Origin of the sequence: Arthrobacter antioxidans (assembly GCF_023100725.1) — a bacterium.
GTDB classification, from domain to species: Bacteria; Actinomycetota; Actinomycetes; order Actinomycetales; family Micrococcaceae; genus Arthrobacter_D; species Arthrobacter_D antioxidans.
Map to the genome: position 1 here is coordinate 2,089,836 of NZ_CP095501.1, position 12,912 is coordinate 2,102,747.

A 12,912-nucleotide genomic window follows, 5' to 3' on the forward strand; every position below is an offset into this window, starting at 1 on the left:
GGGACGGTGACCGATACCCTGACCTCCGTGGCCCCGCCCGCCTCCCTGCACGACCGCACCCAGCGCAGCTTCGCGTCGGACAACTACTCGGGGGTGCATCCCGAGGTCCTCGCGGCCGTCGCGGCGGCGAACGAGGGACACCAGGTCGCCTACGGCGAGGACCAGTACACGGCACGGCTGCTCGAGGTGATGGAGCACCACTTCGGCGAGGGGATCTCCATCTACCCCGTCTTCAACGGCACCGGAGCGAATGTCCTCTCCCTGCAGTCGATGCTCCCGCGGTGGGGCGCCGTCATCTGCCCGCAGACCGCGCACATCAACGTCGACGAGAACGCCGCGCCCGAGCGCGTGGGCGGCATCAAGCTCCTGACCGTGCCCACGCCGGACGGCAAGCTGACGCCCGAGCTGATCGACCGCGAGGCGTGGGGATGGGGCGACCAGCACCGCGCGCAGCCCCTCGCCGTCTCCATCACGCAGACCACGGAGCTCGGCACGCTCTACTCGGTCGCCGAGATCAAGGCCATCGCCGATCACTGCCACGCCCGCGGGATGCGCCTGCACATGGACGGCGCCCGGCTCGCCAACGCGGCAGCGGCGCTGGGCCAGCCCCTCCGCGCCTTCACGCGGGACGCCGGCGTGGACATCCTGTCCTTCGGCGGCACCAAGAACGGCCTCATGTTCGGCGAATGCGTCGTGGTGCTGGACCAGGAGGCGTCCACCGGGCTGGAGTACCTCCGCAAGCTCAACATGCAGCTCGCCTCGAAGATGCGCTTCGTCTCCGCCCAGCTCATCGCCCTGCTCGACGGGGACCTGTGGCTCCGTTCGGCGTCCCACGCGAACGCCATGGCGGCCCGCCTCACGGAGGGGGTCCGTGGGATCCCGGGCGTGACGCTGACGCAGGAGACCACCGCGAACGCGGTCTTCGCGATCCTGCCCCCCGGGGCTGCGGACCGCATCCGCGAGAGCTTCCGGTTCTACGACTGGGACCAGGCCACGGGCGAGGTCCGCTGGATGTGCTCGTTCGACACCACCGAGGAGGACGTCGACGCCTTCATCGACGCCATCCGCCGGGAGGCGTCCGCCTGACGGTCCCGGCGCGCCGCCGCCGCGCGCGCTGCGGCAGGGCATAGCCTGCGGGAGTGAGTGCAATCGGTGGCGTGTCGGAGCTTCCCGCAGAGTTCCTCGAAGCCCTCGCGGGGCTGCGGAAGGCGGCACGCCGCAGTGAGATCCGTCTCGAGGAGGTCCCCGCACCCTCGCGCCTCGCCCCGTTCGCCGTCGCGCTCGGCGCCGAGGTGTTCGAGGCGGCCCCCGCACCACCGGTACCCGTCCACGGTCCGGCACGCTCCCTCATCGTCGCACCCGACCCGGAGGAGCTCGCGACGGGCCGCTTCATCCTCCTCTACGATCCCGCGGGCTCCGAGGTCTGGAACGGCCGCTTCCGGATCGTGACGTACATCCGTGCCCAGCTCGAAGCGGACATGGGCAACGACGCCCTCCTCGGCTCCGTGGCCTGGACCTGGCTCGTGGAGGCCCTGCGGAACCACGGCGCCCGCCATCACAGCGCGGGCGGCACCGCCACCAGGATCCTCTCCGAGAGCTACGGCACGCTCGAGGACCGCCCGGACACCATCGACATCGAGCTCCGGGCCTCTTGGACGCCCGACACCTCCGACGTGCGGCGCCACCTTGAGGCCTGGACCGACATGGTGTGCACCTTCGCCGGCGTGCCGCCCCTGCCCGTCGGGGTCGCCCACCTGCCGCACCGCCGGTCCTGACGCGGCGTGCGTGCGAGGACTCGCACGAGGGCCCGTCGGGTCCCGGAAAGCCCCGGGATAGACTGAAAACACCATGAGTTCCCACACTTCCGAACAGACGGACCGCACCGAAGCGTCCCATCCCGCCGACGCCGGCATTCCCGAAGCACTCCCCCTCACCGAACCGCGCGACGGCGTGCCCCTGGTCATCGACACGCAGGCCGGGCTCGAACGCGCCGCGGCGGCCCTCGCGGCCGGGACGGGACCGGCGGGTGTCGACGCGGAGCGGGCGTCGGGCTTCCGGTACGGGCAGCGCGCCTTCCTCGTGCAGATCCGCCGTGAGGGGGCGGGCACCTGGCTCATCGACCCGGAGCCCTTCGACGACCTCCGCATCATCGACGACGCCCTCGACGGCGTCGAGTGGATCCTGCACGCCGCCAGCCAGGACCTCCCCTGCCTCTCCGAGCTCGGCATGTGGCCGGACCGGCTCTTCGACACGGAGCTCGCCGCCCGGCTGGCCGGACTGCCCCGGGTGGGTCTCGCCGCCGTCATCGAATCGCTGCTCGGCTTCAGCCTCGCCAAGGAGCACTCGGCGGCGGACTGGTCGAAGCGGCCGCTGCCCGAGCCCTGGCTGCGGTACGCGGCGCTCGACGTCGAGGTCCTCACGGAGCTGCGGGACAAGCTGGCCGCACTCCTCGAGCAGGACGGCAAGCTCGCGATCGCCGAGGAGGAGTTCGAGCACATCCGGCAGACGCCGCCCGCGGAGCCGCGGGTGGATCCGTGGCGCCGCACCTCGGGGCTGCACCAGCTGCGCGACCGGCGGCAGCTCGCGGCCGTGCGCCAGATGTGGCTCGAGCGCGAGGACCTCGCGCAGCGCCGCGACGTCGCCCCCGGCCGGCTGATCCCGGACTCCGCGATCGTCGCCGCGGCCAAGGCCATGCCTACGACCGTCCCGCAGTTGCTGGCGACCAAGGGGTTCCACGGCCGGGCGGCGCAGAAGGAGGCACCGCGATGGATCCGGTGCATCAGCGAGGCAGGGAAGCTCACCGACCTCCCGCCCCTGCACGTCTCCTCCAATGCTCCTCCCCCGCCGCGCGTCTGGGCCGAGAAGGACCCCGAGGCCGCCGCCCGGCTGCAGACCGCGCGGCCGCGCGTGACGCAGCGTGCCGAGAAGCTGGGGATGCCGGTGGAGAACCTGCTGACCCCGGACTACCTGCGCCGCATCGCCTGGCGTCCGCCGGCCGAGATCTCGCTCGAGTCCGTCGCGGCGGCCCTCGCGGACCTCGGCGCGCGACCGTGGCAGGTCGAGCAGGTCGCCGCCATCATCACGGTCGCGTTCCTCGACCCGGACCCGCTGCCGACCAAGGGCGGGCAGGAAGGCCAGGGCCTGGCTTCCGACTAGCAGAGTGCACCCGGGTGGCCGCTTGCACGCTATGTTACTGACCAGTAACATGTTCGCGGATCAACATCTCAAAGAGGAGTACCAGGTGAGCCTAGAAACCGGGACCACGCCCACACCCACGGGCAGAACGTCGCGCGCGTCACGCGCCGTCCGCGACGTCGTCTTCGTCGACGGCGTCCGGACGCCCTTCGGCAAGGCCGGCGACAAGGGCATCTATGCCGGCATGCGGGCCGACGACCTCGTGGTGAAGTGCATCCGCGACCTCCTGCGCCGCAACCCGTCCCTGCCGCCCGAGCGCATCGACGACGTCGCGATCGCGGCCACCACCCAGACGGGCGACCAGGGCCTGACGATCGGCCGCACCGCGGCCCTCCTGGCGGGCCTCCCCCGCACCGTCCCCGGCTTCGCGATCGACCGCATGTGCGCGGGCGCCATGACGGCCGTGACCACCACGGCGTCCGGCATCGCGTTCGGCGCGTACGACGTCGTCATCGCCGGCGGTGTCGAGCACATGGGCAACCACCCGATGGGCGCCGACGCGGACCCGAACCCCCGCTTCATGTCGGAGCGCATCGTCGACCCGGCGGCCCTGAACATGGGCAACACCGCCGAGAACCTCCACGACCGCTTCCCGGACATCACGAAGGACCGCACGGACGCGTACGCCGTGCGGAGCCAGCAGAAGCTCGCCGCGGCCTACGCGGAAGGGCACATCCAGCCCGATCTCGTGCCGGTCGCGGGGAAGAAGCCCGGTGCGGGATGGACCCTCAACAGTGTCGACGAACCTCCGCGCCCCGGCACCACCGTCGAGGACCTCGCGACGCTGCGCACACCGTTCCGCGCCCATGGGCGCGTCACCGCAGGCAATGCCGCCGGGCTGAACGACGGCGCCACCGCGGCCCTGCTCGCCTCCGCCGACGCGGCAGCGGAACTGGGCCTCCCGGTCCGCATGCGCCTGGTGGCCTACGCCTTCGCCGGCGTCGAACCGGAGGTCATGGGCATCGGGCCCGTCCCCGCCACGGAGAAGGCGCTACGGCAGGCCGGCCTGGACATCACCGACGTCGGGCTCTTCGAGATCAACGAGGCCTTCGCCGTCCAGGTCCTGAGCTTCCTCGACCACTTCGGCATCGACGACGACGACCCGCGCGTGAATCGCTACGGCGGCGCCATCGCCGTCGGGCACCCCCTCGCCTCCTCCGGCGTCCGCCTCATGAACCAGCTCGCCCGCCAGTTCGAGGAGGACCCCTCGGTCCGCTATGGCATGACCACCATGTGCATCGGCCTCGGCATGGGCGCGACCGTCATCTGGGAGAACCCCCACCACGAGCACTACGGACAGGATGCAGCATGAGCTTCGAACGCTACGACGAACTGGCCGCGCTGGTTCCCACCGAGATCGTCACCCACTCCTACGTCCAGGACGTCACGCTGCCCGAGGGGGCCGGGGTGCTCGCACTCATCACCCTCGACAACGACCTCGACCACTCGAAGCCCACGACGCTCGGACCCAACACCCTGATCGAATTCGGCCGCACCCTCGAGGGCCTGAAGGAACGCGCGGCGCGCGGCGAGATCTCGGCCGTCGCCGTGACCGGCAAGCCGTATTTCCTCGTCGCGGGCGCCGACCTCAGCACGGTCAAGAGCGTCAGGTCCGAGCACCTCGGCCGCCTGATGGCCGAGCTCGGCCATGAGGCGTACGACCTCCTCGCCGACCTGGGCGTCCCGAGCTTCGCCTTCATCAACGGCGTGGCCCTGGGCGGCGGCCTGGAGATCGCCCTCGCGGCGACGTACCGCACCGTGTCCTCGGGTGCCAACGGCATCGGCCTGCCCGAGGCCTTCATCGGTCTCGTCCCGGGCTGGGGCGGCGTCTACCGCCTCCCCCGCCTCATCGGCCCCGCCAACGCGGTAAAGGTCATGATCGAGAACCCGCTCAGCAACAACCGGAGCCTGGACGGCCGCACCGCGTACGAGCTGGGCATCGCGGACGCCCTCTTCGAGCCCGCCGACTACATCGAGCAGTCCCTGCTCTGGGCTGCGCGGGTGATCAACGGCGGCGAGGCCGCGGACGCCGTCGAGCAGCGGCGTGCCGGGCTCGCCCGGTACGACGACGCCACATGGACCGGCGCCGTCGCGGCGGGCCGCCGGTTCGTCGAGGCGAAGACCAGCAACGCCGCTCCGGCGCCGTCGCGGGTGCTCGACCTGCTCGAAGCGGGCCTCACGCTGTCCCGGAAGGAGTCGGCGGCTGCGGAGTGCACGGCCCTCGCCGAACTCATGCAGACGCCCGAGTTCCATGCCACGGTCTACGCCTTCCTGGACCTCGTGCAGAAGCGTGGCAAGCGCCCCGCCGGCGCTCCGGACAGGAAGCTTGCCCGCCCGGTCTCGAAGGTCGGCGTCGTGGGTGCCGGGCTCATGGCGAGCCAGCTCGCGCTGCTGTTCGCCCGGCAGCTCAGGGTGCCGGTGGTCCTCACGGACATCGACCAGGCCAGGGTGGACAAGGGCGTCGCGTACGTCCACGCCGAGATCGACAAGATGCTCGAGCGGAAGCGCCTGACACAGGACGCCGCGAACCGCACCAGGGCACTCGTCACCGGCTCCGTGTCGAAGGACGTCTTCGCGGACGCCGACTTCGTGATCGAGGCGGTCTTCGAGGAGATGTCGGTCAAGAAGCAGGTCTTCGCGGAGGTCGAGGCCGTCGTCTCGCCCGAGTGCATCCTCGCGACCAACACGTCCTCACTGTCCGTGGCCGAGATGGCTGCGGACCTCGTGCACCCCGAACGCGTGGTCGGCTTCCACTTCTTCAACCCGGTGGCGGCCATGCCGCTGCTCGAGGTGGTCCGCGCACCGAAGACGGACGACACCGTGCTCTCGACCGCCTTCGTCCTCGCGAAGGGCCTGAAGAAGAACGCCGTCCTCGTGCAGGATGCGCCGGCGTTCGTGGTCAACCGCATCCTCGGCCGCATGTTCGGTGAGATCACCGCGGTCTTCGATGAGGGGACGGACGCGGAGACCGCGGACAACGCCCTCCGGCCCATGGGCATGCCCATGACGCCGTTCCGGCTGCTCGCCCTCGTGGGCCTGCCGGTCGGGCAGCACGTGCAGGAGTCGCTGCACACCGCCTTCGGCGACCGCTTCCACGTCTCGGCGAACCAGCAGAAGCTGATCGACGCCGGAGTGAAGGGTCTGTGGGAGAAGCAGGAGGACGGTTCCTCGGTGGTGCCCGAGCAGACGCTGGCGCTCATGGAACGCGGGGACAGCCCGTCGTCCTCGGACGAGGTGCTGCGCCGCACGCAGGACGCCCTGGCGGACGAGATCGGGCGCATGCTCGACGAGGGCGTCGTCGCGGCTCCCGAGGACATCGACCTCTGCATGATCATGGGTGCCGGCTGGCCCATGCACCTGGGCGGTATCACCCCCTATCTGGACCGCGTCGGTGCGTCCGAGCGCGTCAACGGGAAGCGGTTCCACCAGGCCTGACGCATCGCCTGACGCGCGAAAGCGCCGGTCCGAGCGGCGCTCAGCCGGCTCGCTCCAGCAGCCACGCGTGGAGGTCCTCCACAGCCCCAGGGTTCAGCCGCGTGTGGTGGTCGACCGCCTGACGGTCACTTCCGAAGTGTCGGCCTAGCGAGTTCCGTCCCCGTCGGACAGGGCGGGATGATGGTGGCGGTACTCGGTGGGTGTGAGTCCTAGGTGACGTCTGAAGGCGGTGCTGAAGGAGTAGGCGTTGGTGTAGCCGACGGTGTGGGCGATCTGCGAGATGGTTCTGGTGCCTGGTGCGTGCAGAAGGTCCCCGGCGAGGGTCATCCGCCAGCGGGTGAGGTAGCTCATCGGGGGCTCGCCAACGGTTGACCGGAAGCGAGCGGCTAGGGACGCCCTGGATGTGTTGACATGGTCAGCGAGGCTTCCAACGGTCCAGGGCATCTCAGGTGCTGCGTGCAATTGCTCCAGCGCCTTTGTGACGATGGGGTCATCACATGTCAACCACGTCGGCCCCGTAGATGACTCAGGGCTGTCGAACCAGCCGCGGATCGTGCTGACAACGAGGACGTCCAGGAGGCGGTCGACGACGACTTGGGCGGCAGGATCATCGTGGGCGAGTTCGCGGGCCAGGAGCTCAACAAGGGTTGAATCAGCGTCCTCCTGGCGGACGATGGCGAGTCGAGGCAGGGCACGGGCAACAATCCCGCCGGCCTGATCCGGGCGCTCGTACGTTCCCACGAGGAGGGACGTCTCGCCGTCCTTGGCGTTACCCCACCGCCGGATACCGTGGCGCAATTCGTCCCGAACGTCGTGTTTCTCGACGGTGGTGCATCGCTGTCCGGGACCGATTTCAAGCGTCGGGACGCTACCGGCCGCATCGGTCACCTCGTACGGTTCTGGCCCGCGCACAAGGGCAACGTCACCCTCCTCGAGGAGCATTCCATCGACACGGGCCTGTCCCTTCGTCACGGCGAGGACAGTCAAGGCGGCGTTGTCGCGGACCGCGATCCCCCAGGGTGCGCTCATATGCACGGAGAGGGCGAAAGCCCTGGCGGCCCGTGGCCCGTCGAGGAAATGCGTCAGCGGGTCCATGTCAGGAAGGCTAGACGATCACGAAGGAAATCACGAGCTTCAGCTATTCAAAGTCCTAGAATCCGGCGGTGTACTGGGCTCATGACAATCCTTATCCTCGGCGGCGCAGGCCGCACCGGAGCACGCATCCACCACCGGCTCACTACCCGCGGAGTGCCGACGCGACTCGCTTCACGCCGGACCGGGTTCGACTGGCACCACCCGGAGACATGGCCTGCTGCGCTGGAGGGGATGTCAGCCGCATATGTGTGTTTCAGCCCTGATCTGGCACTCCCCGGGGTACCCGGGAAAATGGAGGCATTCGGGCGGCTCGCTGCACGATCGGGCCTCGAGCGACTGGTCCTGCTCTCGGGCCGGGGCGAGGAAGGCGCCAGGGCGAGCGAAACCGCCCTGCGTGCCGGGGGCGTGCCGACGACCGTGCTGCGCTGTTCATGGTTCCAACAGAACTTCTCCGAACATTTCCTCACCGGCCCGGTCCGTCGCGGCAGCCTGCGGTTGCCGGCCCCCGACGTACCTGAGGCATTTGTCGACCTCGATGATGTGGCGGACGCTGCGGTTCGCGCACTGACGCGTACGGTGCCGCGCGACGCTGTTTACGAATTGTCCGGGCCGGAGCTATTGACGTTCACCGATGTGGTAGCCGTCCTCAGCGGCGTCTGTGGTCGAGGCATAGCTTTCGAGCCTGTTGATGTACCGACCTTTGTTGCCGATCTCGCCGTGGACGGTATCCCTCGGGAGGACGCCGAGCCACTCGCCTACCTCTTCACTGAGATTCTCGATGGCAGGAACGCGTCTCTCGGCGACGGCATCGAACAACTCCTGGGCAGACGGGCCTCACCTTTCAGCTCCTACGCTCGTGTAGCGGCCGAGACGGGAGTCTGGGCGTGATCCAGATTGCTGCGGTCGTCGGAGCCGGTCTCGTCGGTGGCGTGTATACGGCGTTCTCGGTGATGGTGATGCCAGCGCTACGACGCCGTGATGACCAGACCGCGACCACCACGATGATCGCCATCAACCAAGCCGCCGAACGGGGGCCTTTCATCGTGATCTTCGGCGCCGCCGCTGTCGCGGCGCTGGGGATGGCGGTGAGCGCTCTACCTCGCGGCGCCGGAGGGGATCTCGCAATCGCTGGGGCATCCCTCGCCAGCACTGTCATCACCCTGGCAGTGAACGTTCCCCTCAATCGTCGGCTGGAGAGGGAAGGCACGACATTCTGGCCGACCTATCATCGTCGCTGGACAGCAGCGAACACGATCCGTGCCATCGCGGCCATCACCGCAGTGGGCCTTGGAAGTGCCATCCGGTGAGTGCCGCGGTGCGGTTGGGCTCGTGAACGGACCAGGTGCCGGGCGCGGCAATGCCCGCAGCACTGGTGACGGGCACCCAGGACACGGTCCGGTGGACCTGCTTGCCGCAAAACAGCGCTCCGCGCGGTGCACTCAGAGTTCCGAACAGACACCCTGCTGCAAGAGGCGTCGAGCGACGGCGAGCTTTGGAGACGGTCTCTTGCCTGTCCCATACCAGGGGGCAATAATTTAACCAACATGTTGGTTGATCAATCGAAGGGATGTGGATGATGTCGCACTGTCTGGCTTCCGCCATCGTCGTTGCGTCGCGGACGTGGTGGGTGATCGCCGTGGCCGTAGTCGCGACGGCGGGCTCCCTGATCCTGCTGCAGGCTACGGGTGCCCGCGTCGATCGATTCGTCGGATATCCGCCGTTCGACCTGCAGACGCCTCTGAGTGTCGAGTCGATCCTCGTACAGGCTCCGCTGTACGACGGGCCCGCACGCCAGGCGTATCTCTCGTTCCTGGTGGTCGATACCGTCTTTCCCCTCGCGGCGTCCGTGCTCCTCTGTCTCGTTCTGGCGCGGTCGCTCACCGTGCTGGAGAGGCTGCGGGGATTCCCGTCGGTCAACCTGGTGGTGCTCATTCCTCTGGTCGGGGCGCTGTTCGACTGGACCGAGAACGTCTTCTTCATGCTGGCGATCTGGGACCCGGATGGCCTTGGGTCATGGGCCGTGATCGCGGTGGGAGTGAAAGCGGCGAAGATCGTGCTGAGCGTCGTCCTCCTCTCCGGTCTGGTCCTCACCTTCGCGGTCCTCATGCTGACCTGGTCGACGGTGGCGCACCTGCGTACCCGGCGGCAGAGGACCCGGATGCTGCGCACCGATGAGTCTCCCGCGAGTACATCTCCCAGCCCGTCTTCGGGTCCCGCGCCCACGGCGGGAGCCTGAGATGGCACGGCCGAAGAGCCTGAACAGGTCTTCCCGCGCAAAGTTGCTCACCGAAGCGGAGAAACTGTTTGCAGCCCGGGGATTCTCATCCGTCAAGCTGAGGGATATCGCGGTGGCCTCGGGCCTGCATCACGCGTCGATCTACCACTACTTCCCGGGCGGCAAGGAACAGATCTACGTCGACGTGATGACAGCCAGCTTCCACGAACATCGCCGGGGGCTCGAGGAGGCCGTTGCGACTGCTCCGTCAGGGGTCCGGGAGCCGCTCTACGCCGTGGCGGATTGGTTCACCTCCCACCCCCCGGTGGATGTGGCGCGGATGGCTTTGGCGGATTTCCCCGCCCTGCATTCAGCCGCCGCAGACGAGCTCGCCGAGCTAGCATACGACTCGCTCCGGGGACCCATCGCGGCCGCCCTCAATGCGGCGCGAGACGCACCATCCGAGGCGCTGTCGATCACGGACCCGGATCAGGCAGCGATGGCCCTGGTGTCCCTCGTGCAGAGCGTCCACTCCGTGCCGGCCCGGTATCTGCCGACCCTCCAAGCGAGAACGGAGCTTGGCCGCGGTTTCGTGGACATGCTCCTCGACGGATGGATACGAAGGGAGCAGAAATGACCGCCACAACAATGAAGACCGTGGCCATTGAGCGACACGGCGGGGCGGAGGTGCCGAGCATCACGGAACTCCCGGTGCCACAGGTGGCCCGGATCAGGTCGCGGTCATGGTCGTCGCCGCAGGCCTGAACTCGGCCGACGCGGCGCTGCGCGCAGGACAGTTCAGGTTCTTCATCCGACACCCGATGCCTCTCGTGCTTGGGTCCGACCTCGCGGGAACGGTAGAGCAGGTGGGCGCGCTCTCGGCCTATCCGGCGAGGTACCTACGTGTCGGTCGTGCCTCTCGCCAACCCTGCGCAGTCATTTCGTGCTGGTTCACGCGGGCGTCGATTCCGACCGTCCATGCGGCTCGCCGAATCCGGCTCAGGCCGCCGGGCGCGGGAAGATCGCGTCCAGTGCGGCGAGGTCGTCGTCCGACGGCGTCCAGTCGGCCGCCGCCGCGTTCTGCCGCACCTGTTCGGACGACGTGGCACCGGCGATCACGGACCCGACGGACGGCTGAGCGGCGAGCCACGAGAAGGCCACCTGGACCTCGGTGACATCCCGTTCGGCCGCGAACGCGCCGAAGGCCTCGAGCTGGTCCCAGTCCGCGGTCTCCAGCACGTTCTTGCGTGAGTGGGTGAACCTGCTCCGGGCGGGGACCTCGTTGCGCCGGTACTTGCCGGTGAGCAGTCCGTTGGCGAGCGGGAAGTACGGCAGGACGCCCAGCCCGTAGGCCTCGACGGCGGGGACCACCTCGCGTTCGAGGCGACGGTCCAGCAGGTTGTAGGGGTTCTGCGCGGAGATGAACGGCGTGTAGCCGCCGCTGCGTGCCGTGAACTCGGCCTCGGCGATCTGCCAGCCTGCGAAGTTGGAGTGCCCGAGGTAGCGCACCTTGCCGCTCGTCACGAGGTCGTCGAGGGCAGCGAGGGTCTCCTCGATGGGCGTCAGCGGGTCCGGCGCGTGGTACTGGTACAGGTCGATCCACTCGGTGCCGAGGCGCCTCAGGGAGGCCTCGACCGCACGGATGATGTAGCGGCGGGAGCCGCGGGCGCCCCAGTCGGGCCCGTTGACGCCGTCCATGTCGAGGCCGAACTTCGTGGCGAGGACGACGTCGTCGCGCCGGCCGCCGAGGGCCTTGCCGAGCTGCACCTCGCTGACACCGGGCGCCCTGCCGTACATGTCGGCGACGTCGAACAGGGTGATCCCGGCGTCGATCGCCGCATGCACGACGGCGTCGGTACCCTCCTGCGACTCGGAGGTGGTGCCGGCCCGGCCCAGGTTGTTGCAGCCGAGCCCGACGGTGGAGACGCTGAGCCCCGAGGAGCCCAGTCTGCGATAGGTCATCATGCCCCTAACCTACCAACACAGTTGCCCCAGGCACACGACCCGGGGCAACGGTGTTCACGGTGGCGTCAGGCGAACCAGATGCCGATCTCCCGCTCGGCGGACTCCGCCGAGTCGGAGCCGTGCACGAGGTTCTGCTGGACCTTCAGGCCCCAGTCGCGCCCGAAGTCGCCGCGGATGGTGCCGGGCGCCGCCGTCGTCGGGTCCGTGGTCCCCGCCACCGAGCGGAACCCCTCGATGACGCGCTCACCCTCGAAGACGGCCGCGACGATCGGGCCGCTCAGCATGAATTCGACGAGCGGCTCGTAGAAGGGCTTCCCGACGTGCTCGGCGTAGTGCTCCTCGAGCAGCTCGCGGGTGGCGTGCACGCGCTTCAGTTCGGCGATGGTGTAGCCCTTCGCCTCGACACGGGACAGGATGGTGCCCGTCAGGCCGCGGGACACGCCGTCGGGCTTGACGAGGACAAGGGTGCGCTCAACGCTCATGGTGACTCCTGGGATGCATGCGCCGTCGCGGACGGCGCGGATGGGACAGCTGGTACCGGGTTCGACTCTACTAAAGCCCCTGCTCCTCGGGGTTCGCCTTCTCCCATTCCGCCTGCAGCCGGTCCCGCTCCACGTTCTCGCGGTCCACGCGGATGCCCTGCCGGATCCCGTACAGCCAGGTGAGGGCGAAGGCCAGGCCGACGACGAACATCACGGGTTCCAGGAAGCCCCCGGCGATGAGGACGAGCTGGAGGACCCAGCCGAGCGCGATGCCCCACTTCTTCGTCAGGACGGCGCAGGTGAGCACCAGCACCACACTGAGGAGGAGCCCTGTGGTCAGGATGAGGACCGGCGAGATCTCGTCGCGGCGCAGGCCGAACACCGCGAGCGTCGCGAAGAACACCACGAACGCCTCGAGGAAGAGGACCGTCGAGGCGAACAGGACCTTGGTGGACCGCCGCTTCTTCGGCATGCCGGGCCGCCACTCGCGCTGCGCCTTCGTCATGCGTCGTGCCATGCGTGGGC

13 protein-coding genes and 1 pseudogene are annotated in these 12,912 nt (G+C 68.9%); 10 read left to right on the forward strand and 4 right to left on the reverse strand.

Annotation, left to right across the window (positions count from 1 at the left end; genetic code table 11):
- Positions 1-6 precede the first annotated feature (6 nt).
- The 5 genes from MWM45_RS09595 to MWM45_RS09615 all read left to right on the forward strand — a co-directional run bounded on the left by MWM45_RS09595 (position 7) and on the right by MWM45_RS09615 (position 6,630).
- A complete protein-coding gene (locus MWM45_RS09595; RefSeq protein WP_247826256.1) occupies positions 7-1,086 on the forward strand; it encodes a threonine aldolase family protein in 1,080 nt (359 codons plus the stop codon).
- 53 nt (positions 1,087-1,139) lie between these two features.
- Entirely contained in the window at positions 1,140-1,775 is a 636-nt protein-coding gene (locus tag MWM45_RS09600; protein WP_418909672.1) for a DUF3000 domain-containing protein, read from the forward strand.
- A 73-nt stretch (positions 1,776-1,848) separates the two neighbouring features.
- A complete protein-coding gene (locus MWM45_RS09605) occupies positions 1,849-3,156 on the forward strand; it encodes an HRDC domain-containing protein (protein WP_247826257.1) in 1,308 nt (435 codons plus the stop codon).
- 85 nt (positions 3,157-3,241) lie between these two features.
- The gene (locus MWM45_RS09610; protein ID WP_247826258.1) at positions 3,242-4,507 is read left to right on the forward strand and encodes a thiolase family protein; all 1,266 of its coding nucleotides are present in this window, start codon (positions 3,242-3,244) and stop codon (positions 4,505-4,507) included.
- Positions 4,504-6,630 (forward strand): 3-hydroxyacyl-CoA dehydrogenase NAD-binding domain-containing protein, encoded by a 2,127-nt coding sequence (locus MWM45_RS09615; RefSeq protein ID WP_247826259.1) that lies wholly within the window; start codon positions 4,504-4,506, stop codon positions 6,628-6,630. Before MWM45_RS09610 ends, MWM45_RS09615 begins: the two co-directional genes overlap by 4 nt.
- A 144-nt stretch (positions 6,631-6,774) precedes the next feature.
- Here MWM45_RS09615 and MWM45_RS09620 read toward each other — a convergent pair whose 3' ends face one another.
- Complete coding sequence (locus MWM45_RS09620) at positions 6,775-7,725, reverse strand: AraC family transcriptional regulator (protein ID WP_247826260.1); 951 nt, start codon at positions 7,723-7,725, stop codon at positions 6,775-6,777.
- An 81-nt stretch (positions 7,726-7,806) separates the two neighbouring features.
- Here MWM45_RS09620 and MWM45_RS09625 point away from each other — a divergent pair, with 81 nt between their 5' ends.
- From MWM45_RS09625 to MWM45_RS17770, 5 genes and pseudogenes are all read left to right on the forward strand, one after another.
- Entirely contained in the window at positions 7,807-8,613 is an 807-nt protein-coding gene (locus MWM45_RS09625; protein WP_247826261.1) for an SDR family oxidoreductase, read from the forward strand.
- Complete coding sequence (locus tag MWM45_RS09630) at positions 8,610-9,032, forward strand: anthrone oxygenase family protein (protein WP_247826262.1); 423 nt, start codon at positions 8,610-8,612, stop codon at positions 9,030-9,032. Before MWM45_RS09625 ends, MWM45_RS09630 begins: the two co-directional genes overlap by 4 nt.
- A gap of 266 nt (positions 9,033-9,298) precedes the next feature.
- A complete protein-coding gene (locus MWM45_RS09635) occupies positions 9,299-9,961 on the forward strand; it encodes a hypothetical protein (RefSeq protein WP_247826263.1) in 663 nt (220 codons plus the stop codon).
- A 1-nt stretch (position 9,962) separates the two neighbouring features.
- Positions 9,963-10,577: a TetR/AcrR family transcriptional regulator gene (locus MWM45_RS09640; RefSeq protein ID WP_247826264.1), complete on the forward strand. Its 615-nt coding sequence runs from the start codon at positions 9,963-9,965 to the stop codon at positions 10,575-10,577.
- A 97-nt stretch (positions 10,578-10,674) separates the two neighbouring features.
- Positions 10,675-10,803 (forward strand): annotated as a pseudogene (locus MWM45_RS17770) (alcohol dehydrogenase catalytic domain-containing protein); the annotation flags it as partial.
- Positions 10,804-10,939: 136 nt separating this feature from the next.
- Here MWM45_RS17770 and MWM45_RS09645 read toward each other — a convergent pair.
- The 3 genes from MWM45_RS09645 to MWM45_RS09655 form a co-directional block, all read right to left on the reverse strand.
- A complete protein-coding gene (locus tag MWM45_RS09645; RefSeq protein WP_247826265.1) occupies positions 10,940-11,905 on the reverse strand; it encodes an aldo/keto reductase in 966 nt (321 codons plus the stop codon).
- 65 nt (positions 11,906-11,970) lie between these two features.
- Positions 11,971-12,387 (reverse strand): nucleoside-diphosphate kinase, encoded by a 417-nt coding sequence (ndk, locus tag MWM45_RS09650; protein WP_043445620.1) that lies wholly within the window; start codon positions 12,385-12,387, stop codon positions 11,971-11,973.
- A gap of 70 nt (positions 12,388-12,457) precedes the next feature.
- The gene (locus tag MWM45_RS09655) at positions 12,458-12,904 is read right to left on the reverse strand and encodes a DUF4233 domain-containing protein (protein WP_247826266.1); all 447 of its coding nucleotides are present in this window, start codon (positions 12,902-12,904) and stop codon (positions 12,458-12,460) included.
- Positions 12,905-12,912 lie beyond the last annotated feature (8 nt).